This is a genomic window from Streptomyces sp. NPDC006691, assembly GCF_042869955.1.
GTDB lineage: Bacteria > Actinomycetota > Actinomycetes > Streptomycetales > Streptomycetaceae > Streptomyces.
Window position 1 is genome coordinate 497,405 of sequence record NZ_JBIAGW010000001.1, and the last position, 21,298, is coordinate 518,702.

Annotated in this window: 17 protein-coding genes; 8 read left to right on the plus strand and 9 right to left on the minus strand. The window is 72.3% G+C overall.

Annotation, left to right across the window (positions count from 1 at the left end; genetic code table 11):
* The first annotated feature begins 27 nt into the window (after positions 1 to 27).
* On the plus strand, positions 28 to 2,712 hold the full coding sequence (locus ACFYNP_RS02200) for a BTAD domain-containing putative transcriptional regulator (RefSeq protein ID WP_388781777.1): 2,685 nt from the start codon (positions 28 to 30) through the stop codon (positions 2,710 to 2,712).
* Positions 2,713 to 2,870: 158 nt separating this feature from the next.
* Positions 2,871 to 3,671: a DUF4232 domain-containing protein gene (locus ACFYNP_RS02205; protein ID WP_388781780.1), complete on the plus strand. Its 801-nt coding sequence runs from the start codon at positions 2,871 to 2,873 to the stop codon at positions 3,669 to 3,671.
* Between the two features lie 136 nt (positions 3,672 to 3,807).
* Here the strand turns inward: ACFYNP_RS02205 and ACFYNP_RS02210 are convergent, their stop codons facing one another.
* Positions 3,808 to 5,628, minus strand: coding sequence for an NHL domain-containing thioredoxin family protein (locus ACFYNP_RS02210; protein ID WP_388781782.1), 1,821 nt, complete (start codon positions 5,626 to 5,628; stop codon positions 3,808 to 3,810).
* Positions 5,629 to 5,704: 76 nt separating this feature from the next.
* Between ACFYNP_RS02210 and ACFYNP_RS02215 the strand changes: the two genes are divergently transcribed.
* Positions 5,705 to 6,199, plus strand: a complete 495-nt coding sequence (locus tag ACFYNP_RS02215) for an LURP-one-related/scramblase family protein (RefSeq protein ID WP_388413687.1) — start codon at positions 5,705 to 5,707, stop codon at positions 6,197 to 6,199.
* A gap of 475 nt (positions 6,200 to 6,674) precedes the next feature.
* Here ACFYNP_RS02215 and ACFYNP_RS02220 read toward each other — a convergent pair whose 3' ends face one another.
* Positions 6,675 to 7,505 (minus strand): carbon-nitrogen family hydrolase, encoded by an 831-nt coding sequence (locus tag ACFYNP_RS02220; protein ID WP_388413689.1) that lies wholly within the window; start codon positions 7,503 to 7,505, stop codon positions 6,675 to 6,677.
* 165 nt (positions 7,506 to 7,670) lie between these two features.
* Here ACFYNP_RS02220 and ACFYNP_RS02225 point away from each other — a divergent pair, with 165 nt between their 5' ends.
* Positions 7,671 to 8,495, plus strand: coding sequence for a maleylpyruvate isomerase family mycothiol-dependent enzyme (locus ACFYNP_RS02225; protein ID WP_388413691.1), 825 nt, complete (start codon positions 7,671 to 7,673; stop codon positions 8,493 to 8,495).
* 25 nt (positions 8,496 to 8,520) lie between these two features.
* Here ACFYNP_RS02225 and ACFYNP_RS02230 read toward each other — a convergent pair whose 3' ends face one another.
* The 6 genes from ACFYNP_RS02230 to pdhA all read right to left on the minus strand — a co-directional run bounded on the left by ACFYNP_RS02230 (position 8,521) and on the right by pdhA (position 14,901).
* On the minus strand, positions 8,521 to 9,819 hold the full coding sequence (locus ACFYNP_RS02230) for a nitrate/nitrite transporter (protein WP_388781785.1): 1,299 nt from the start codon (positions 9,817 to 9,819) through the stop codon (positions 8,521 to 8,523).
* Complete coding sequence (locus ACFYNP_RS02235) at positions 9,816 to 10,478, minus strand: GntR family transcriptional regulator (RefSeq protein ID WP_388781787.1); 663 nt, start codon at positions 10,476 to 10,478, stop codon at positions 9,816 to 9,818. Before ACFYNP_RS02235 ends, ACFYNP_RS02230 begins: the two co-directional genes overlap by 4 nt.
* Before the next feature lie 88 nt (positions 10,479 to 10,566).
* Positions 10,567 to 11,130, minus strand: a complete 564-nt coding sequence (locus ACFYNP_RS02240; RefSeq protein ID WP_388781789.1) for a hypothetical protein — start codon at positions 11,128 to 11,130, stop codon at positions 10,567 to 10,569.
* A 195-nt stretch (positions 11,131 to 11,325) separates the two neighbouring features.
* Positions 11,326 to 12,753, minus strand: coding sequence for a dihydrolipoamide acetyltransferase family protein (locus tag ACFYNP_RS02245; RefSeq protein ID WP_388781792.1), 1,428 nt, complete (start codon positions 12,751 to 12,753; stop codon positions 11,326 to 11,328).
* Positions 12,754 to 12,763: 10 nt separating this feature from the next.
* A complete protein-coding gene (locus ACFYNP_RS02250) occupies positions 12,764 to 13,744 on the minus strand; it encodes an alpha-ketoacid dehydrogenase subunit beta (protein WP_388413704.1) in 981 nt (326 codons plus the stop codon).
* A gap of 2 nt (positions 13,745 to 13,746) precedes the next feature.
* Positions 13,747 to 14,901 (minus strand): pyruvate dehydrogenase (acetyl-transferring) E1 component subunit alpha, encoded by a 1,155-nt coding sequence (pdhA, locus tag ACFYNP_RS02255; RefSeq protein WP_388413706.1) that lies wholly within the window; start codon positions 14,899 to 14,901, stop codon positions 13,747 to 13,749.
* A gap of 385 nt (positions 14,902 to 15,286) precedes the next feature.
* Between pdhA and ACFYNP_RS02260 the strand changes: the two genes are divergently transcribed.
* The 3 genes from ACFYNP_RS02260 to ACFYNP_RS02270 all read left to right on the plus strand — a co-directional run bounded on the left by ACFYNP_RS02260 (position 15,287) and on the right by ACFYNP_RS02270 (position 17,501).
* Positions 15,287 to 15,949 (plus strand): response regulator transcription factor, encoded by a 663-nt coding sequence (locus ACFYNP_RS02260; protein ID WP_100575501.1) that lies wholly within the window; start codon positions 15,287 to 15,289, stop codon positions 15,947 to 15,949.
* Positions 15,950 to 16,055: 106 nt separating this feature from the next.
* Positions 16,056 to 16,472, plus strand: a complete 417-nt coding sequence (locus tag ACFYNP_RS02265; RefSeq protein WP_100575502.1) for a pyridoxamine 5'-phosphate oxidase family protein — start codon at positions 16,056 to 16,058, stop codon at positions 16,470 to 16,472.
* A gap of 15 nt (positions 16,473 to 16,487) precedes the next feature.
* The gene (locus ACFYNP_RS02270) at positions 16,488 to 17,501 is read left to right on the plus strand and encodes a phosphotransferase (RefSeq protein WP_388413712.1); all 1,014 of its coding nucleotides are present in this window, start codon (positions 16,488 to 16,490) and stop codon (positions 17,499 to 17,501) included.
* A 15-nt stretch (positions 17,502 to 17,516) separates the two neighbouring features.
* On the opposite strand, the gene ACFYNP_RS02275 is transcribed toward ACFYNP_RS02270, so the two are convergent.
* Positions 17,517 to 19,229 (minus strand): protein kinase, encoded by a 1,713-nt coding sequence (locus ACFYNP_RS02275; RefSeq protein ID WP_388781797.1) that lies wholly within the window; start codon positions 19,227 to 19,229, stop codon positions 17,517 to 17,519.
* A 323-nt stretch (positions 19,230 to 19,552) separates the two neighbouring features.
* On the opposite strand from ACFYNP_RS02275, the gene ACFYNP_RS02280 reads away from it, so the two are divergent.
* The gene (locus ACFYNP_RS02280; RefSeq protein WP_388781800.1) at positions 19,553 to 21,157 is read left to right on the plus strand and encodes a protein kinase; all 1,605 of its coding nucleotides are present in this window, start codon (positions 19,553 to 19,555) and stop codon (positions 21,155 to 21,157) included.
* Positions 21,158 to 21,298: the final 141 nt, after the last annotated feature.

Below are 21,298 nucleotides of genomic sequence, written 5' to 3' on the forward strand. Positions count from 1 at the left end.
AACGGGGAGCAAGGGGGTGTCGCCACCGTGGAGTTCCGCGTCCTGGGAACGGTGGCCGTGGCGACGGAGGACGGCGCGTTCCTCCCGCTCGGCCCCGCCAAACGCCGCAGCCTGCTGGCCATGCTGCTGCTCCAGCCCAACACGGCCGTCCCGGTGGAACGCCTCACCGAGGCCCTGTGGGACGAAGAGCCGCCCCTGCACTCCCGCACCGTCCTCCAGGGCCACATATCGCGGCTGCGCGCCCTGCTCGCCGAGCACGGCGCCGAGGCGTACGGCATCGAACTGGCCACCCAGGGACCGGCGTACGTCCTGCGGCTCCCCGACACCCTCATCGACGCGCACCGCTTCGAGGAGCTCGTCTCGCTCGCCCGCGCCCAGCGCGGTCCCGGTGACGCGGTCCTGATGCTGCGCGAGGCGCTCGCCCTGTGGCAGGGCCCCGCCCTCACCGGCACCGTCACCAGCCCGCCCCTGCAAACCGCCGCCCACGCCCTCGAAGAGCTCAGGCTCGCCTCCGTCGAGGCGCTCGCCGAGGCGTACGGGGAGCTCGGCGAGCACGGCCGGGCCGCCGCCGTCCTGCGCACCGAGGCCGTCGCCCATCCCCTGCGCGAGCCCCTGTCGGCGGCGCTGATGCTGGCCCTGAGCCGCTCGGGCCGCCAGTCGGACGCCCTCGAATGGTTCCACCGCACCCGCCGCCTGCTCGCCGACGAACTCGGTGTCGACCCGGGCCCCGCCCTCTCCGACGCGTACGCCACGATCCTGCGCACCGGCACCCCCGTCGCCCCGGTGGAGCAGAGCACGAAGAAGCCCGAACCGATCACCTGCGTACCGGAGTTGCTACCGCGCAGACCCCGGGGCTTCACCGGCCGGCAGACCGAGCTCGACGCGCTCGGCGCGGCCGCCGACGGGCAGTACGGCGCGGTCGCGGTGGTCACCGGCGGCGCCGGAGTCGGCAAGACCGCGCTCGCCGTGCACTGGGCGCACGAGCGCCGGGCCGACTTCCCCGACGGCCGCCTCTTCGTCGACCTCTGCGGCTACAGCGACACCCCGGCCCGTCAAGTGACCGTCGTCCTGCGGGAGTTCCTGCTCGCTCTGGGTGTGCCCGTCCAGCGCATCCCCGAGACCGAGGCCGGCATGGGCGCGCTGTACCGCTCGCTGACCGCCGAGCACCGGATGCTGGTCGTGCTCGACAACGCCCGCGACTCCGAGCAGGTCCGCCCGCTGCTCCCGGGCGGCGACCACTGCGTCACCCTGGTCACCAGCCGGGACCGGCTCGGCGGCCTCGTCGCCTCCGATGCCGCGCGCCCGGTCCGCCTGGACGAACTGCCCGCCGCCGACTGCACCGCCCTGCTCGGCGCGGTGCTCGGCGAGGACCGGGTCGCCGCCGAACCCGAAGCGGCCGCGCGCCTCGCCGCACTCTGCGACGGCCTGCCGCTCGCCCTGCGCGTCACCGCCGCCCGGCTCGCCGCCCGCCCGCAGTGGACGCTGGCCGCCCTCGCCGGTGAACTCGCGGACGAACAGCAGAGGCTGGGGCTGCTGAGGATCGAGGACACCGGCGTCGCCGCCGCCCTGCGCCTGACCGTGCAGCAACTCCCGGAGCAGGCGCGGAGGATGTTCCGCGCGCTCGGCCTGCACACCGGCTCCGAGCTCGACCGCTACACCGCCGCCGCCCTGGCCGGCTGCACCCCGGACCAGGCCGCCACCGCTCTCGAACGGCTCGCCGCCGCCCACCTGCTCGTCGAGTCGGGCCCGCACGGCCCCGACCCGCGCACCCGCCCCGACTCCTACGCCTTGCACGATCTCGTACGCCTCTACGCCCGCGCGCTCGCCCCCGAGGCGGACCCGGACGGACTCACCCGGCTCTTGGACCACTATCTGCACACCGGTCTGGTCGCGACCGCCACCGCCGAACCGGGCAGCCAGCCCTGCTTCGTGCCGCCGCCCGGATCCCGGCGGCCGGCGGCGGTGCGCGAGTTCGAGGACCGCCAGGCCGCGCTCGCCTGGTACGAGGCCGAACGGGCCACCCTGCGCGGGGCGGTCGCCGCGGCCGTCGCCGCCGGAATGCACGACCGGGCCTGGCGGCTCGTCCTGTTGCAGTGGCCGCTCATCCTGTGGCGGGTCCGCGACGGCTGGGCACCCCTGCTCGAACAGGCTCTGGAATCGGCCGAGTTGGAGCAGGAGCTGGACGCACAGTCGCGCACGCGCGCCCTGCTCGGCTGGGTGCTGCACGAGGAGGGCCGCTGGGACGAGGCGCTCGCCCAGCTGGAGAAGGCCCCCGATCTGGCCCGCCGGGCGGGCTGTGTCACCAGCGAGGCCATCGCCCGGATGAACCTCGCGCTCGTCCTCGCCCAGTACGGCGAGGCCGGCCGGGCCGGTGAACTCCTCGGCCAAGCCCTCACCTTGGCCGGCCGGGCCCGCGACCGCTCGACCGAGATGCTCGCCCACCAGCACCTGGCCCGCCACTTCCTGGACGCGGGCGACCACGAACGGGCCCTGGAGCACGCCTCCTCGGGCCTCGAACTGGGGCCCTCGCCGGAGGCCATCCCGCGCCGGGTGCTGCTGCGCACCAGTTACGGCGAGGCGCTGGCCGGCCTCGGCCGCGTCGAGGACGCCCGCCGCCAGCTCACGGACGCGGCCCACGAGGCCGACGACCACGGCTACGAGGAGGGGGCCGCGGCGGCCCGCGCCCAACTGGCCAAGCTGGCCTCCGCATAGGCCCACCGCGCCGAACCGGTCGAGCCGGCGCCCGCGTAGGCCCACCGCGCCGAACCGGCCGAGCCGGCGCCCGCGTAGGCTCACGCGGCGTTAGCCGGGCGATAGCGGCGGGCGTGAGGCTGGTGCGGCACACGGACACTCAGAGGGAGCGGGGCGCGATGCGCGGGGACAGGGGGAGTGCGGCCGGGGGTACGGCCGTCGTCGGCCTGGTCGCCGCCGTGCTGCTCGGCGCCCTGACCGGCTGCACGGACCGCGTGCCCGCCGCCGCTCCCGCGACCTCCGTGCGGTCGGTGGCGCACAGCTCCCCGGCGCCCGGGGCCCCGACTCCGCGGGAGCGGCCGATTCCGTCCGCCTCCGCCTCGGGGACGGGGGCGGGCCGGCCCGGGGCCGGCCCCTCGCCCGGTGCCGGGTCCGTGGTGCCTTCGGGGCCGGCCGCGGCGACTCCGACGCAGGGGAAGCCGGGTACGGGCACGCCCACCGGCCCGGCCGACGACGGGGGCGAGGACGCCCGGGTCTTCTGCTCGCCCACCGCGCTGTCCTTCGCCTTCCGCGTCGTCGACCCGTCGGGCAGGGGCGTTCCGCGCCACGGCGCCGACGCCCGGGCCGGAGGCGACGCGGTCCTGGTGGCCCGCAACACCTCCGGGCACATCTGTGTGCTGCGCGGCACCCCCACGCTGACCGTCCTGGCCGACGGCGGCCGGGGCGCCCCGCTCGTCTCCACCCCGGCCCAGCCGTTCGCGAAGCCCTTCGTGCTGCACCCCGGCGCCAACGGGGTGGCCCGCATCCGCTACTCCCCCCGCCGCGGCTGCCCGGCCGTCGGTTCGACGGTGCGGGTGACCCTGCCCGGCTACGACGCCGCGATCCTGGTCGCGGTCCTGGACGCGCACGGCCACCCGGCCGCCCTGCCGCTGTGCGGGCCGGCCCCACGGACCGGGCCGTTCAAGCCGGGCTTCGCCTAGAGCGGGGCTCGGCGGGGCGGGGCGCGGCGGGCGGGCCGAGCCGGGGAGTTCTGGCTCGGGGCTCCGGCCCGCTCGGGCTCGGGGCTCCGGCCCGCGACTCCGGCCCGCTCGGGCCCGCGGCTCGGGCCCGCGGTTGCTAGGAGGCCTCGGCCGGGTCCATTCCGGCCAGCACCAGCGGCAGCCGGCTCGCGCCGCCCGCGACGAGCCGTACGGGCACGCCCCAGTCCTGCTGGTGCATGTGGCAGGCCGGGTACTCGTTCGCGGGGTCGTCGTCGCAGGAGGCGGCCATCGCCGACACGTGCAGGACGCCCTCGGTGACCTCGGGGTTCAGGGCGAGCTCGCGCGCGAGGTCGGTGCCCGTGCCCTCGCCCGTGAGCAACAGCTCGGGCGGGGTCGAGGAGACGAGCAGCCGGGTGGAGGGCCCGTAGCGGGTGTCCAGCTTCTGGCCGGCCGGCGCCTGGAACACCACGTCCAACTGGAGCCTGCCCGGAGCGACTTCGGTCGCCGCACGCTGGGTCCGGTGCGCCACCGACTCGACCCGTACCGCCTCCTCCGGCAACCTCAGCCGGGTCAGCCGGTGCCGCGCCGATTCGACGACGACGATCTCGTCCCCGGCCAGGACCGCGTCGCTCGGCTCCCTCAAGTCCGTTGCCAGCGTGGTGACTTGACCCGTCGCCGGGTCGTAGCGGCGCAGCGCGTGGTTGTACGTGTCGGACACGGCGACCGAGCCGTCCGGCAGCACGGTCACGCCGAGGGGGTGCTGGAGCAGCGCCTGGGCGGCGTCCCCGTCGCGGTGCCCGAAGTCGAAGAGACCGGTGCCGACGGCCGTGTGCACCGCGCCCTCGACGTCGACGTAGCGCAGCGCCGAGGTCTCCGAGTCGGCGACCCAGAGGCGGTCCTCGGTGGCCGCGAGCCCGGACGGCTGCGCGAACCAGGCCTCGTCGCCCGGCCCGTCGACGAGCCCCTCGTTGGTGGTGCCGGCCGCGACCTCGACGGTCCTCGTCTCCGGGTCGTACGTCCACAGCTGGTGCACCCCGGCCATGGCGATCCACACCTTGCCCCGCCACCAGGCCACGTCCCACGGCGAGGAGAGGTCGACGTCGAGGGCGGGCCCGGAGGTGGGCTGCCCCTGCCACCACTGCCTGCCGGTGCCCGCCAGCAGCTCGATCTCCCCGCTGACCGGGTCGAAGGTGCGCAGCGCGTGGTGCACAGTGTCGGCGACGACGACCTTGCCGTCCGGGAGCAGCGCGAGACCCTGCGGCTCCTTGAACTGCCCGTCCCCGCCGATCCGGCGCACCACGCCCTCGCCGTCCGGGCCGAGCTCGACCAGCTGGTGGCGGGTGGTGTCGGACACCAGGAGGTTCCCGCTCGGCAGCGCGATCGCCTTGCCGGGGAAGCGCAGGTCGGTGGCGACGGGCTCCGGCGGCACGTAGGGGCCGTCGCCGCGCCGCAGCGTGCCCTGGGCGCCGTGCTCGGCCTCCAGCTCCTCGACGAGCCGCTCAATGGCGTGAGCATGCCCTTCACCGGCGTGCTGGGCGACGACGTATCCCCCGGGGTCGATCACCACGAGCGTGGGCCAGGCGCGCACCGCGTACTGCTTCCAGGTGGCGAGCTCAGGATCGTCGAGCACCGGGTGCTCCACCCCGTACCGCTCCACGGCGTCGACCACGGCCTGGTGCTCGGCCTCGTGCACGAACTTCGGCGAGTGCACGCCGACGATCACGACGGTGTCCCGGTGCTTCTCCTCCAGCTCGCGCAGCTCGTCGAGGACGTGGAGGCAGTTGATGCAGCAGAACGTCCAGAAGTCGAGGATCACGATCCGCCCGCGCAGCTCGGCGAGGCTCAGCTCCTTCCCTCCGGTGTTCAGCCAGCCGCCCTTGCCGATCAGCTCGGGGGCACGGACTCGGGCACGGCGGGGGGCGGGCGCGGGGGTGGGCGCCGGGGCTGCGTCGTTCATGCTTCAAGCTTGCCATCCCCGTATGAACACCCTGTGTCGCCGTTCGGCGGGGCCCCGGGGCGGGCAGAGGGTAGCCATGAAATACCTCGTGCGGGACAAGATCTTCGCCATCGGCGACGACTACTGGATCGAGACCGAGGACGGCCGCCAGGCGTTCCTCGCCGACGGCAAGGCGCTGCGGCTGCGCGACACCCTGGAGCTGAAGGATCCCGCCGGGCGGGTCCTGATCACGCTGCGGGAGAAGATGTTCAGCCTGCGGGACGCGATGACCATCGAGCGGGACGACCAGGCGCTCGCGACGGTCCGCCGCAAACGCCTCTCGCTGCTGCGCAACCACTACCGGGTCCGGCTGGTGGAGGGTACGGAGCTCGACGTCACGGGCCGGATCCTGGACCGCGAGTTCACCGTCGAGTACGACGGCGAACTGCTGGCCCACGTCTCGCGCAAGTGGTTCCGGGTCCGCGAGACGTACGCGGTGAACGTGGTGCGGGAGGACGCGGATGTGGCGTTGCTGCTCGCGGTGGTGATCTGCGTGATCCGCATGGACGAGAAGGAACGCGACGACGACTGACCCCTGGGGCTCCGCCCCAGACCCCGGGGAAGCCCCCACCCCGCCCCTTCCCTAAACCCTCCGGGGGCTGAAGGATCCTGGGGCTCCGCCGCGACCGGGGCGCGACCAGGAGGCTCCGGTCACCTACAGGGGCGCGGGGAACTGCGCGACCAGCCACGCACGGCCCGCAGCCGGTACCGGGTTTTGGGGGCGCGGGGAACTGCGCGAACGGCCACGCACGGCGGGCGGACGAGACCGGGGTCGGGGGCGCGGGGAACTGCGCGAACGGCCACACACGGCCCGCAGCCGGAAACGGGTTTTGGGGGCGCGGGGAACTGCGCGATCAGCCACGCACGGCAGGCGGACGAGAACGGGGTCAGGGGCGCGGGGAACTGCGCGAACGGCCACCACCGGCGCGCCAGTGCCCCGCACCCGGGAGGCCCCGCGTCCGCGACCGCGTCCGGGACCGCACCAGGGACCCGTACGCCGCCGGGAGCTACCGCTGAGGTCGCTCCAGGCCCAGGACCCTGTCCTTGAGGGCCGGGAAGACCTCCCGGGTCTCGGCCACCCGGGCGGGGTCGAGATCCACCGTCAGGATCTCCTCCCCCGGCCCCGCCTCGGCGAGCACCTCGCCCCAGGGGTCGACGGCGATACTGTGCCCCGCCTGCTCGACCCCCGCGTGCGTACCCCCCGTACCGCAGGCCAGCACGTACGCCTGGTTCTCGACCGCCCGCGCCCGCGCGAGCAGCGTCCAGTGCGCGCGGCGCCGCTCGGGCCAGCCGGCCGGGATCACGAAGGCCTGCGCGCCCGCGTCGACCAGGCCCCGGAACAGCTCCGGGAAGCGCAGGTCGTAGCAGGTGGCCAGGCCGAGCGTGAGGCCGGGCAGCGGCACGGTCACGAGCTGTGAACCCGCACCCATCAGCACCGCCTCGCCCTTGTCGAAGCCGAACCGGTGGATCTTCCGGTAGCTGTGCGCGAGTTCGCCGTCGGGCGAGAAGACGAGGGAGGTGTTGTAGAGCACCCCGTCCGCGCCCCGCTCCGGCACGGACCCCGCGTGCAGCCAGACCCCGGCCTCCCGGGCCGCCTCGGACATCTCCCGCACGGTGGTCCCGGCCGGCGCCCCGTCACCCGTGCCGCCGCCCGCTCCGGCCAGCGTCTCGGCCCCGTCCGCGAAGAGTTCGTACGCGAACGCCCCCACCGTCCACAGCTCGGGGAGCACGACCAGATCGCTGCCGCGTTGCTCGCGAACCAGCGAACCCACGCGTCGGCGGCGGGAATTGATGGGCTCATCCGGGTTGACGTCGATCTGAATGAGCGAGGCGCGCACAGTACCACCGTCCTGTCCTTCGAGCCGTCAGCACTATGGGAAACAGCCTACGATCGTCACACGAAAGCACTGCCGGGGTGCTGCCCGGCAGCGTAACTTAGCGACCAAGCCTCCCACGCAGTCCCGCAGTCCAGCCCGCGTACAAAAGAACCGCCGAGGGGTCCCGTGACCGTCCATCCCAGCCTTCAGACCTACGCCGATGCCTGGACCCACTCCATCGAGGCGATATCCGAGCTGGTGATGCCGCTCGTCGAGGGTGAGTGGAACCGGGCGACACCCTGTCCCAACTGGTCGGTACGGGACATCGTGTCGCACATCATCGGCATGGAGTGCGAGCAACTGGGCGACCCGAGGCCGATCCACACCCTGCCGCGGGACATCTTCCATGTGCAGACCGATCTCGCTCGCTATATGGAGATGCAGGTCGATGTGCGCCGGCACCATACGGCGCCGGAGATGACGTCCGAGCTGGAGTACACGATCATCCGTAGGGCGCGTCAGCTGCGCAACGAGAACCGCGACCCCGACACCAAGGTCCGCGCCCCCCTCGGCACCGAGCAGACCCTGGAACTCGCGCTGCGGATGCGGGCGTTCGACGTGTGGGTGCACGAGCAGGACCTGCGCTGGGCCCTCAACAGGCCGGGCAACCTGGACTCTCCGGGCGCGTACGTGGCGCGCGACGTCCTGCTGCACACGCTGCCCCGCGTCGTGGCGAAGGACGCGGGCGCGCCGCCGAGCTCCGCGGTCGTCTTCGACATCCACGGGCCGGTGGAGTTCCTGCGGACGGTACGGGTCGACGCGGACGGCCGCGGCACGGTGGACGGCGCGCCCTCGCTGGGCCCGCTGGTCACCCTCGTCATGGACTGGGAGACCTTCGTGCGGCTCGCGTGCGGCCGGGTCCGCCCGCACGCGGTCGCCGACCGCGTCAAGGCGGAGGGCGACCAGGCACTGGCCGACGCGATCCTGCGGGAGTTCGCGGTCACTCCGTAGCGCCGACGGGCCGGGGCGGCCCGCGCTATACGGGCACGTGCACGGCTTCCACCCTGCTGGCCACCAGGTGGTCCCGCTCGCGCCGCTGGGCGCGCGCCCGCAGCCGCAGGATCTGGACGAGACCGAGGGCCTCCAGGAAGAACACCGACGAGAACGCGATCCGGTAGTTGTCCCCGGTCGCGTCGAGCAGCACGCCCACCGCGAGCAGCGTCGTCATGGAGGCGATGAAGCCGCCCATGTTGGTGATGCCGGACGCGGTGCCCTGGCGCTCCGGCGGGTTGGCCGGGCGGGAGAAGTCGAAGCCGATCATCGAGGCGGGACCGCAGGCCCCGAGCACCAGGCAGAGTGTGATGAGCAGCCACATCGGCGCGTGCGCACCGGGATAGGCGACGGTGGCGGCCCATATGAGCGCGGTGGCTCCTACGGTGCCGAGCGCCAGCGGAAGCCGGGCCGCATGGTGGCGGGCGATGACCTGGCCATACACCAGACCCACGACCATGTTGGAGAGCACCACCAGGGTCAGCAGCTCCCCGGCCGTGCCCCGGCTCAGGCCCTGCGCCTCGACGAGGAACGGCATCCCCCACAGCAGCAGGAACACCATGGCCGGGAACTGCGTCGTGAAGTGCACCCACATCCCGAGCCGGGTGCCGGGCTCGCGCCACGACTCGGCGATCTGCCGGCGGACGAACGCGGCCCCCGCGTGGTGCGCGGGCGGCGGCTCGTGGCCCTCGGGGTGGTCGCGCAGGAAGAGCAGCACCAGGACCAGGACCACCACTCCGGCGAGCGAGCTGCCCGCGAAGGTCTGGGTCCAGCCGATGCCGTGCAGCGAGCGGGCGATGACGATGGTCGACACCAGGTTGCCGGCCATCCCGAACAGCGCGGCGACCTGCCCGATCATCGGGCCGTGCTTGGCGGGGAACCAGCGCGAACCGAGCCGCAGCACGCTGATGAACGTCATCGCGTCACCGCAGCCGAGCAGCGCCCGGGAGCCGAGCGCGGTGGCGTACGAGGGTGACAGGGCGAAGCCGAGCTGTCCGACGGTGAACAGGACGGTCCCGAGGACCAGGACCTTCTTGGTGCCGAGCCGGTCGACCATGAGGCCGACGGGTATCTGCATCCCCGCGTACACGAGCAGCTGGAGTATGGAGAAGGTGGACAGGGCCGAGGCGTTGACGTGGAAGCGCTCGGCGGCGTCCAGGCCGGCGACTCCGAGCGAGGTGCGGAAGATGACGGCGACGAAGTAGACGCCGACGCCTATGCTCCACACGAACGCGGCCCGGCGCCCGCCCAGCGGCCGTGGTGCGGGCAGTGCGGCAGAACTCATCGGTCGTCCCCCCTGACCAGAACCTTGACCCAGCTGAGGTGCTGGCGCACACAGTGCGCGGCTCGCTCGCCGTCGCCGGCCCTGATCGCCTCCAGCATCTCCTCGTGTTCGGCGATGTTCTTGGCGATGCGGTCCGGCTGGGCGTGCATGACGGCGACGCCCATGCGCAGCTGGCGGTCCCGCATCTGGTCGTAGAGCCGGGCCAGGATCTCGTTCCCGGCGTTGCGCACGATCTCGGCGTGGAAGCAGCGGTCGCTGACGGCGACGGCGGCCAGGTCCCCGGCGGCCGCGTGCGCCTTCTGCTCGGCGAGCAGCTCCTGGAGGCGCCCGATCAGCCGCTCCGGCGCGGGGACCGCCCTGCGTACCGCGAACTCCTCGACCAGCAGCCGGGTTTCGACGACATCGGCGGTCTCCTGCGCGGAGACGGCGAGCACCAGCGCGCCCTTCTTCGGATAGAGCTTGATGAGCCCTTCCACTTCGAGCTTGAGCAGCGCCTCGCGCACCGGCGTGCGCGACACCCCGACCGCCTCGGCGAGCTCGCCCTCGGTGAGCAGGGTGCCGCCCTCGTAGTGGCGGTCGAGCACAGCTTGCTTGACGTGCATGTAGACGCGGTCGGCGGCGGGCGGCTGCTTGGTGGCGGGGGCCGGGGCGGGAGGCATGCGCACAGGATAGATACAACAGGGGTGCATCAGAAAGAGCCGTCCGGATCGCGGAACGGCAGCGGAGGAACGGGGTCGGCGGTCGTGGTCAGTGCCCGGCGGCGGGCCTCCCGCAATCCTTCGGGAGCCGGGGGAAGTCCTGCACCTGGTACGGGGCCTGCGGGCCGCCCTCGACCTTGGTCCGGAGCCGAGGCGCGGGCCCGTACGGCGTGCGGATCTCGGCGCGGATGCCGGCCGACGCGGGCAGAGCGGGATGCTTGCGGTCGAGCCGCCCCAGGCCCGGGACGGGATTGCCGGGCCCATCGCTGAAGGTGACCGCCGGCCCCGCCGGGCCGAGGGTCAGCAGCGCGGTGACACCGGCACCGATGGAGACTTCGAGGGAGGCGGTGCAGGCCTTCGCGGAGGGCGCGGGAGGCACGGCCGCCGGGCCCGGGGGCGGCGCGGAGGCCAGGGGGGATGGGGAGGTCATCGGGGTTGGGGAGGCCAGGGGGGATGGGGAGGTCACAGGCGGCACCGGGGCCGGGGAAGCCGCCGGGGCCAGGGACTCCGGGGAGGCCACGGCCGGGCGTACGACAGCCGGGTCGAGCAGGGCTCCGGCCAGGGCGACCCCGGCGAGTGCCGCGCCGATCGGGACACCGGCGTACCTCCGCATGTGCTGCTCCCTCGGGCCCGGCCTGCCCCCTGCCTTCACTCTCGGCCCGGGCCGACGCCCTGTCCACCGGGACCGTGCGCCGACCGCTCCTCCGCCCGGCCGGGAGCGGGGCCCCGGGCACGCCTCGGCCCCCGGCGTGCGGAGACGCGCCGGGGGCCGGAGCAGCGACCGATCAGGCCCGGGTCGGGCCCGGCCTCAGGCCCAGGTGATGAGCCGCTTCGGCTGTTCCAGGATCGCCGCCACATCGGCGAGGACCTTCGAGCCGAGCTCACCGTCGACCAGACGGTGGTCGAAGGAGAGCGCGAGCGTGGTGACCTGGCGCGGCTTGACCTTGCCCTTGTGGACCCAGGGCTGGAGCTTGATCGCGCCGATCGCGAGGATCGCGGACTCGCCCGGGTTCAGGATCGGGGTGCCGGTGTCCACGCCGAACACGCCGACGTTGGTGATGGTCACCGTGCCGCCCGACATCGCCGCCGGCGACGTCTTGCCCTCGCGCGCCGTCGACACCAACTCACCCAGCGCCTGCGCGAGTTGGGGCAGGGTCTTGTCGTGGGCGTCCTTGATGTTCGGGACGATCAGACCGCGCGGGGTCGCCGCCGCGATGCCCAGGTTCACATAGTGCTTGAGCACGATCTCCTGGTTCGCCTCGTCCCACGAGGCGTTGACGTCCGGGTTGCGCTTGATCGCGACGAGCAGCGCCTTGGCGATCAGGAGCAGCGGATTGACCCGAAGGCCCGCCATCTCCTTGTCGGACTTGAGCTCTTCGACCAGCTTCATCGTCCGGGTCACATCGACCGTCACGAACTCCGTGACGTGCGGCGCCGTGAACGCCGAGCCGATCATGGCCTGCGCGGTCGCCTTGCGTACGCCCTTGACGGGAATGCGCGTCTCGCGGCCGTCACCCTGAACGGGAGCTGCCGGAGCGGGAGTTGTTTCACGTGAAACGGGGACGTCCTCGACGACCGGAGCCACCGCCGCGTGAACGTCCTCACGGGTGACGATGCCGTCGGGGCCGGTCGGCACCACGGTGGCGAGGTCGATGCCGAGGTCCTTGGCGAGCTTGCGGACCGGGGGCTTGGCGAGCGGCCGGGCCGGTGCGGGCACCTGCCCGTTCAGCTCGGTCTGCACGGCCCGCAGCGCCTCGGCCGGGGCCTGCTCGGGGACCTGGGCACCGCCCTTGCGCGGGCGGCGCTTGGTCGAGGCCTCGGAGACGCCGTAACCGACGAGGACGGGCTGGCGGCCCTTGGGCGCCTCGTCCTCGGCGGACTCGGCGGGCGCGGCGGACTCGGCGGGCGCGGTGACGGCAGCCGGTGCCGTTGCCTGCGCGGCCTCGGCGAGCGGGGCGTCCCCGCTTCCGGGGGCCACGTCGATGGTGATGATGGACGTACCCACGTCCACCGTCACGCCCTCGTCGAAGTTCAGCTTGTGCACCACGCCGTCGTAGGGGATGGGCAGTTCGACGGCCGCCTTGGCGGTCTCGACCTCACACACCACCTGGCCGTCGGTGACGGTGTCGCCGGGCTGGACGTACCACTTGAGGATCTCCGCCTCGGTGAGCCCCTCGCCGACGTCCGGCATCTTGAACTCGCGGTAGCGGGCTGCGTTCTCAGTCATTGTCGTCACGACCATTCCCTCAGTACGCCAGCGAGCGGTCGACGGCGTCGAGCACCCGGTCCAGGCCCGGCAGGTACTCCTCCTCCAGGCGGGCCGGCGGGTACGGGGCGTGATAGCCGCCGACCCTGAGCACCGGGGCCTCCAGGTGGTAGAAGCAGCGCTCGGTGATCCGGGCGGCGATCTCCGCGCCGGCGCCGTAGAAGACCGGCGCCTCGTGCACGACGACCAGGCGCCGGGTGCGCTCGACCGAGGCCTGGACGGCGTCGAAGTCGATGGGCGACATCGAGCGCAGGTCCACGACCTCGATCGACTTGCCCTCCTCCTGCGCCGCGGCCGCGGCTTCCAGGCACACCTTCACCATCGGCCCGTACGCCACGAGCGTCAGGTCCGAACCGTCGCGCACGGTACGGGCCTTGTGCAGCGGGCCGGGGATGGCGTCGGTGTCCACCTCGCCCTTGTCCCAGTAGCGGCGCTTGGGCTCGAAGAAGATGATGGGGTCGTCGGACTCGATGGCCTGCTGCATCATCCAGTACGCGTCCGACGCGTTGGACGGGCTGACCACCTTCAGGCCGGCCACGTGCGCGAACAGCGCCTCGGGCGACTCGCTGTGGTGCTCGACCGCGCCGATGCCGCCGCCGTACGGGATGCGCACGACGACCGGCAGCTTGATCTTGCCGAGCGCGCGGGCGTGCATCTTCGCGAGCTGGGTGACGATCTGGTCGTAGGCGGGGAAGACGAATCCGTCGAACTGGATCTCCACGACGGGCCGGTAGCCGCGCAGTGCCAGGCCGATCGCGGTGCCGACGATCCCGGACTCGGCGAGCGGGGTGTCGATGACCCGGTCCTCGCCGAAGTCCTTGAACAGGCCGTCGGTGACCCGGAAGACACCGCCGAGCTTGCCGACGTCCTCGCCCATGATCAGGACCTTGGGGTCGGTCTCCATCGCCTTGCGCAGCGACTCGTTGATCGCCTTGGCGATCGGCAACTTCTGTACGGCCATGGCTAGTTGCCCTCCCCGTCCGAGAACGACGCCTGGTAGGCGGCGAACTGGGCGCGCTCCTCGTCGACCAGCGCGTGGCCGTCGGCGTAGATGTTCTCGAAGATCGCCATCGGCTCGGGGTCGGGCATGGCACGCACGGCCTCGCGCACCCGCTTGCCCAGGGTCTCCGACTCGCTCTCCAGCTCCTCGAAGAAGGCGGCGTCCGCGTGGCCCGCCTTCTCCAGATAGCTGCGCAGGCGCAGGATCGGGTCCTTGGCCTCCCAGGCCTCGCGCTCCTCGTCGGCCCGGTACTTCGTCGGGTCGTCGGAGGTGGTGTGCGCGCCCATCCGGTAGGTGAACGCCTCGACCAGGGTGGGCCCTTCGCCCCGGCGGGCCCGCTCCAGGGCGGACCGCGTCACGGCCAGGCAGGCCAGCACGTCGTTGCCGTCGACCCGCACACCGGGGAAGCCGAAGCCCTGCGCGCGCTGGTAGAGCGGCACGCGCATCTGCTTCTCGGTGGGCTCGGAGATGGCCCACTGGTTGTTCTGACAGAAGAACACGACGGGGGCGTTGTAGACGGCGGAGAAGGTGAAGGCCTCCGCCACGTCGCCCTGGCTGGAGGCGCCGTCACCGAAGTAGGCGACGACCGCGCTGTCCGCGCCGTCCTTCGCGATGCCCATCGCGTACCCGGTCGCGTGCAGCGTCTGGGAGCCGATGACGATCGTGTACAGGTGGAAATTGTTGGTGTTGGGGTCCCAGCCGCCGTGGTTGACGCCACGGAACATGCCGAGCAGGTTCGTCGGGTCGACGCCGCGGCACCAGGCGACGCCGTGCTCGCGGTAGGTCGGGAAGACGTAGTCGTCGTCCCGCAGCGCACGTCCGGAGCCGATCTGCGCGGCCTCCTGACCGAGCAGCGAGGCCCACAGGCCCAGTTCGCCCTGCCGTTGCAGGGCGGTGGCCTCGGCGTCGAAGCGGCGCGTGAGGACCATGTCGCGGTAGAGGCCGCGCAGTTCCTCCGGGCTCAGGTCGACGTCGTAGTCAGGGTGCTCGACCCGCTCGCCCTCGGGCGTCAGCAGCTGTACGAGCTCGGGCTCGGCGGCCGTCTTCCTTGCGCCGGCCCCGGCGGTGCGCTTGCTGCTGCGGCGCGGTTTGCGCGCGGCAGTGCTCTCCACGGTCACGTGCGTGCTCCTCCGTCTGTCCGGCTCCCGGGTTCGCCGGTGAGCCTGGGGGTCCCCCCGGCTCGACCAGAGCTTGGGGGAGGCTCGCCTGTCCGTCTCAAGTGCACGGGGGTGTGCGCGCTCGGCCGGGATCAGGCGTGACAGGTGCCCCGGCGAGCGCCCTGACAAAAGCACGTTACCCAGTGCTGCGCATTACTGCGAAACCCCACTTGACCTGCGATTTTGCTTGGATTTCCAAGTAAATCGAGAAAGTGGGGAACAGCCGCTGGTCACAGCCTTGCAGGCCGCCGGAACAACGGCACGTTATCCCGGCCGCGCGGGTTCGGGAAGGGGTCTCTTATGGCACCTTCCGGCGTCCTTCGGATGAATGTGTGAGACTGATTCCGTGCGCGAAACAGGCAAAATCACCGTATTCCTGCTGGACGACCACGAGGTGGTCCGTCGCGGCGTCCACGAAATGCTCTCCGTGGAGGACGACATCGAAGTGGTCGGCGAGGCCGGCACCGCGGCGGACGCCCTGGTCAGGATCCCCGCCACCCGTCCCGATGTCGCCGTGCTCGACGTCCGGCTGCCGGATGGCAGCGGGGTCGAGGTCTGCCGGGAGATCCGTTCGCAGAACGAGGACATCAAGTGCCTGATGCTCACCTCGTTCGCGGACGACGAGGCCCTCTTCGACGCGATCATGGCCGGTGCCTCCGGATACGTCCTCAAGGCGATCCGCGGCAGCGAACTCCTGACCGCGGTCCGTGACGTGGCGGCCGGCAAGTCGCTGCTCGACCCGGTGGCCACCGCACGGGTCCTGGAGCGGCTGCGCGACGGCGGCAAGAGCAAGGGCGACGACCGCCTGGCCAACCTCACCGAGCAGGAACGCAAGATCCTCGACCTGATCGGCGAGGGCCTGACCAACCGCGTGATCGGTGAGCGCCTGCACCTCGCGGAGAAGACGATCAAGAACTACGTCTCCTCGCTGCTCTCCAAGCTCGGCATGGAACGCCGCTCCCAGGCGGCCGCGTACGTGGCCCGGATCCAGGCCGAGAAGAACCACTGACCGCCTCCCGAAAGAGCCCGGGCCGCGCGCATTAGGGACCTACGGCCCGCACGCGTGGGGCGCCGGGCTCTTTCAGCGGACGGGTGCCGGGCGCGAAGGTGGGGGCATGTCCTCCGAGGAAGCCCGCGCCATCGAGCTGCTCGGCCGTGTTCCGTACGGCCGCGTGGCGACCAGCATGCGAGCCCTGCCGTTCGTGGCCCCGGCCCGCCACATCGTGGTCGACGGCTGCGTGATGCTGCGGCTGCACGCGGGGCTCGGCTACCACCACGCCTGCCTGGGCAGCGTGGTCGCGTACGGCGCCGACAACCTGAGCACGGGCGAGCAGCACGTGTGGTCGGTGCAGTTCACCGGGACCGCGGAGCCCTTCGAGCCGACCGCGGCGCAGCTCAAGCTGTTCGGCAGCGACCCGCGCGAGGTGGACGGGGAGCCCTTCGACGCCGTGTACATGCGGATCGAACCCCAGTTCGTGACCGTCCATTCGCTGGACTACTCCACGGAGCGCCGACTCAAACACGCTGCGTGATCTAACATCTGACGAGTGCCGCGCTCATCTGCAACTCCCCCCGTGAGCGAGCTCCTGCGCCGCTACGAGACCCCCGGTGAGCCGCTCTCCTGCGAACGGGTCGCCCAAGGCCTGCTGAACCGCGGCTACCGGCTCGCCACCACCCGCGGCGACTACTTCCTCAAGCACCACCTGGACGGCGACCACGAGGCCATCGCCCGCCAGCACCGCGCCACCGAACGCCTCCAGGCCCTGGGCGTGCCCGTGGCCCCGCCCGTCCCGGACGCGGCCGGCGACACCGTCGCGGTGATCGGCGGCCACTGCTACGCCCTGCACCCGTGGGTGCACGGCCGCCACCGCGACGGGGCCCAGCTGTGCGCCGTGGAGTCCCGCAGGCTCGGCGCGCTGCTCGGGCTCGTGCACACCTGCCTGGCGCAGGTCATGGAGCCCGACGTGCCGCAGGCGGAACACCGCAGCGCCGACCCGGCCGACACCCTCGCACTCATCGACGACCTGGTGGCACGGGCCCGCAGACACCAGCCCCGGGACGCCTTCGACGAGCTCGCCGAGCACCGCCTCCTGGAGCGCCGCTTACTGCTCGGCCTGCACGCCCACCGCCGCCCGGCGGCCCCCGCGACCGGCGCCTGGGTGCACGGCGACTTCCATCCGCTGAACCTGCTGTACCGGGGCGAGGGCCGCTCGGCCGAGCCCGCCGCGATCGTCGACTGGGACCGCCTCGGCGTCCAGCCGCGCGCCGAGGAGGCGGTCCGGGCCGCGGTGATCTTCTTCGTCCGCCCCTCGGGCGAGCTGGAACTGGCGAAGGTACGCGCCTACGCCCGCGCCTACCGCCGGGCCGCCGGAGCCGACGCCGAGGAACTGGCGGCCGCCGTGCACCGGGTGTGGTGGGAGCGGCTCAACGACTTCTGGATCCTGCGCTGGCGCTACCAGCTGCACGACCGAAGGGCCGACCCGCAGTTTCCTGCGGCGTCGGCCCTTGCGGTCTGGTGGACCCGCGAGTACGAGGCGGTGTGCGAGGCCTTCGCGGGGTGAGGGGTCGGGCTCCGGTCAGGAGTTGCCCTTCGTGGTGCTCCCGTCGGCGCCCGCGGTGGTGCCCTTCGTGGTGGTGCCTTCGGTACCCGCGGACGTGCCCTTCGTGGTGCTGCCTTCGGTACCCGCGGACGTGCCCTTCGTGGTGCTGCCTTCGGTACCCGCGGACGTGCCGGTAGAGGTGCTGCCTTCGGTACCCGCGGAAGTACCGGTAGAGGTGCTGCCGTCGGTACCCGCGGAAGTACCGGTAGAGGTGCTGCCATCAGTGCCCGCGGACGAACCCTGGTCCGTGCCCGGCGAATGCGAGGACTGCGACTTGCTCGGCGACGGGGATGCGGAGCGCGAGCGGTGCCGCGAGGGCGACTCGCCGTTGCCGTTCGAGCTGCTGCCGTAGGTCTGGCCCTGGGTGGTGCCCGGGGTGTCCGGCGTCGACGGGGTGTCGGACGCGGAGACCGACGGTGACGTCTTCGGGGAGTTCGAGGACGTCCCCGCGCCACCCCCGGAGCTTCCGCCCGTGTCCTGCGTGGCCTTCACCGCGAACGCCACACCCACGGCGATCGCGACGATCGCGAGGACCACGAACAGCACCATCTTGCCGCCCCGGCCGCCGCCGCCCTGCTTGTGGCCGCCGTGGTCGTAACCGTCGTAACCGCCGTCGTTCGGGTTCATCGGCGGCAGGATCGGGCCGCCGAACTGCGAGGTCTCCCCGTGCATCGGGTGGCCCATGGCCGCCGTGGCGCCAGGGCTGCCCATCGCGGGTGTGTGGCCGCCCTCGTGCATCAGCTCGACCGGGCCGGTGTTCCAGGTGCCGGTGTGGCCGCCCTGCTGCTGGAGCATCTGCAAGCCGTACTGGACCAGGCCGCGCATCTCCTCGGCGGACTGGAAACGGTCGTCCGGGTCCTTGGCGAGCGAACGCATGACGAGGCCGTCGAGCTCCGGCGGCGCCACGTGCGCCACCTGCGACGGCGGCACCGGCATGTCCTGGACGTGCTGGTAGACCACGCTCAGCGGCGTCTCACCGATGAACGGGGGCCGCAGCGCGAGGAGTTCGTACAGCAGACAGCCCGTGGCGTACAGGTCGGAGCGGTGGTCGACGGCCTTGCCGAGCGCCTGTTCCGGCGAGAGGTACTGCGGGGTGCCCATGACCATGCCGGTCTGGGTCATCGTCGACTGGGCGCCGTGCAGCGCCCGCGCGATGCCGAAGTCCATCACCTTGACCGCGCCCGTGTCCGTGATGATCACGTTGGCGGGCTTGATGTCACGGTGCACGATGCCGTGCTGGTGCGAGTAGGCGAGCGCCTCCAGGACGCCGGAGACGATGATCAGCGCCTGCTCCGGCGGCGGGGCGTCCGCGTCAACGAGGAGGTCGCGGATGGTGCGGCCCTCGACCAGCTCCATCACGATGTACGGGACGGTCTGGCCGCCCACGAAGTCCTCACCGGAGTCGTACACGGCCACCACCGCGTGGTGGTTGAGTCCGGCCACCGACTGTGCCTCACGCGTGAAGCGCGCCTTGGACACCGGGTCCTCGGCCAGATCGGCGCGCAGCAGCTTCACGGCGACGGTACGGCCGAGGCGCACGTCCTCGGCGGCGAACACCTCCGCCATGCCACCGCGCCCGAGGCGGTGCGTGAGGCGGTAGCGGCCGTCGCCGACGAGTCCGCCGACCCACGACTCGTGGTCCTGCGCATCGGCCATCCCGGCGCCGTTTCCGTCGGGTTCGGGTGCCATCAGTCCTCGCCGTCGTATCTGGCCGCGTCAGCGGTCTTCTTTACGGTCTTCCGTCGTGCTCATCACCTGGTTGTGCAGTAGTGCACGCTACAGCGTTCGCGCGGGGCGCCGGTCCGGGATGGACCGGCCATCCAATCGGTTCCGTGTGTACCCATGCAAATCCCGTACGTTTTCCATGCTGGTCCTGTAACGCTTGCGAGACGCTTCCAGCGCGTACGGTCACGGAACGGGCACGCGGCTTGACGTGTCCGACCCCTCGGGCAGACTTGGCCTGAAAAATCGAGGATCAGCACTGGCCGCCGGGCCAAGGGGGAAGCACAGTCATGAGCCAGGACGGCGCACACGGCCGGTATGCGGGCGGTTCCATCGCGGGCGGGCGCTACCAGCTGCGCGATCTCCTGGGCGAGGGCGGCATGGCCTCGGTGTACCTCGCGTACGACTCCGCCCTCGACCGCCAGGTCGCCATCAAGACCCTGCACACCGAACTCGGCCGGGAACAGTCGTTCCGCGAGCGGTTCCGCCGCGAGGCGCAGGCCGTCGCCAAGCTCCAGCACACCAACATCGTCTCCGTCTTCGACACCGGCGAGGACGAGCTCGGTGGTGCCCTCATGCCGTACATCGTCATGGAGTACGTGGAGGGCGAGCCGCTCGGCTCGACGCTGCACCGCGACATCCAGCAGTACGGAGCGATGCCCGCCGACAAGGCCCTCAAGGTGACCGCCGACGTGCTGGCCGCCCTGGAGGCCAGCCACGAGATGGGCCTGGTCCACCGGGACATCAAGCCGGGCAACGTGATGATGACCAAGCGCGGCGTCGTCAAGGTGATGGACTTCGGCATCGCCCGCGCGATGCAGTCCGGCGTCACGTCGATGACGCAGACCGGCATGGTCGTCGGCACCCCCCAGTACCTGTCGCCCGAGCAGGCGCTGGGCCGCGGCGTGGACGCCCGCTCGGACCTGTACTCGGTCGGCATCATGCTCTTCCAGCTGCTGACCGGGCGGATCCCCTTCGACGCCGACTCGCCGCTCGCGATCGCGTACGCACACGTCCAGGAGGAGCCGGTCGCTCCCTCCTCCGTCAACCGGTCGATCACCCCGGCGATGGACGCGCTGGTCGCCCGTGCCCTGAAGAAGAACCCGAACGAGCGCTTCCCGAGCGCCCAGGCCATGTACGACGAGATCCACCGGATCGCGTCCGCGGGCCAGATGGGCGCGGCCCCGGTCATCACCGGCGGCGCCCCGCCGGTCAGCGGCGCGGGACTCGGCGCGACGGTCTTCCCGCCGCTCGACTCGCAGGCCGCGCCCGGCCTCCAGGGCGGTGTGCAGACGCCGTACCAGCCGGGCCCCTACGGTCCGCCCACCCCGGCGCCGACCCCGCAGCACCAGCCCTCGTACGGCTATCCGCAGCAGCACGCCCCGATGGCCCAGACGCCGCCGCCGTACCCGATGTCCACGGCGCAGGCGCCCGCGTCCGGCTCGGGTGGTTCGAAGCGGAACACCCCGGTGATCGTGGGCGCGATCGCGGTGGCCCTGCTCGCGATCGGCGGCCTGATCACCGTGCTGACGCTGAACAACAAGGACAGCGGCGACAGCGGCGGCGGCAGCGCCAAGGCCAGCGGTTCCGCGGTCGCCGGCCACAAGGGCCCGGAGCGCGACCGCACGATGGACACCAACAAGTGCACCTCGCCGCAGATCTCCACGGTGGACCCGGGCAAGGTGCAGGCGCCCGACTTCACGTACAAGGACATCCTCTCGGTGAAGTCCTGCATCCAGGCCGCGGGCTGGAAGGTCAACACCGAGACGATCGACAGCGGCCAGTGGGGACAGGACGTGGTCGTCACCCAGTTCCCGGCGGCCGGGGTGGACGTGGACAAGAAGGAAGCGCAGTTCACGCTCCAGATCTCGTCGGGCAACGCACCCGCCCAGTAGGCGCACCGCTCGTTCCGTGAAGGCCCGGCACCCTGGTGCCGGGCCTTCACGCGTGGGGCCGCGGGTGACGGTCCGGCTCGTTCGGCGCAGGCCCGACGGCTCCCGGGATGCCGGGCAACTCCCCCCGTGTGACGCTGATTC

Excerpts from the sequence above, each read along its gene's own strand:
- ACFYNP_RS02205 (WP_388781780.1), top strand. The coding sequence starts at position 2,871 with ATGCGCGGGGACAGGGGGAGTGCGGCCGGGGGTACGGCCGTCGTCGGC.
- ACFYNP_RS02210 (WP_388781782.1), bottom strand. The coding sequence starts at position 5,628 with ATGAACGACGCAGCCCCGGCGCCCACCCCCGCGCCCGCCCCCCGCCGT.
- ACFYNP_RS02215 (WP_388413687.1), top strand. The coding sequence starts at position 5,705 with ATGAAATACCTCGTGCGGGACAAGATCTTCGCCATCGGCGACGACTAC.
- ACFYNP_RS02230 (WP_388781785.1), bottom strand. The coding sequence starts at position 9,819 with ATGAGTTCTGCCGCACTGCCCGCACCACGGCCGCTGGGCGGGCGCCGG.
- ACFYNP_RS02235 (WP_388781787.1), bottom strand. The coding sequence starts at position 10,478 with ATGCCTCCCGCCCCGGCCCCCGCCACCAAGCAGCCGCCCGCCGCCGAC.
- ACFYNP_RS02240 (WP_388781789.1), bottom strand. The coding sequence starts at position 11,130 with ATGCGGAGGTACGCCGGTGTCCCGATCGGCGCGGCACTCGCCGGGGTC.
- ACFYNP_RS02250 (WP_388413704.1), bottom strand. The coding sequence starts at position 13,744 with ATGGCCGTACAGAAGTTGCCGATCGCCAAGGCGATCAACGAGTCGCTG.
- ACFYNP_RS02265 (WP_100575502.1), top strand. The coding sequence starts at position 16,056 with ATGTCCTCCGAGGAAGCCCGCGCCATCGAGCTGCTCGGCCGTGTTCCG.
- ACFYNP_RS02275 (WP_388781797.1), bottom strand. The coding sequence starts at position 19,229 with ATGGCACCCGAACCCGACGGAAACGGCGCCGGGATGGCCGATGCGCAG.
- ACFYNP_RS02280 (WP_388781800.1), top strand. The coding sequence starts at position 19,553 with ATGAGCCAGGACGGCGCACACGGCCGGTATGCGGGCGGTTCCATCGCG.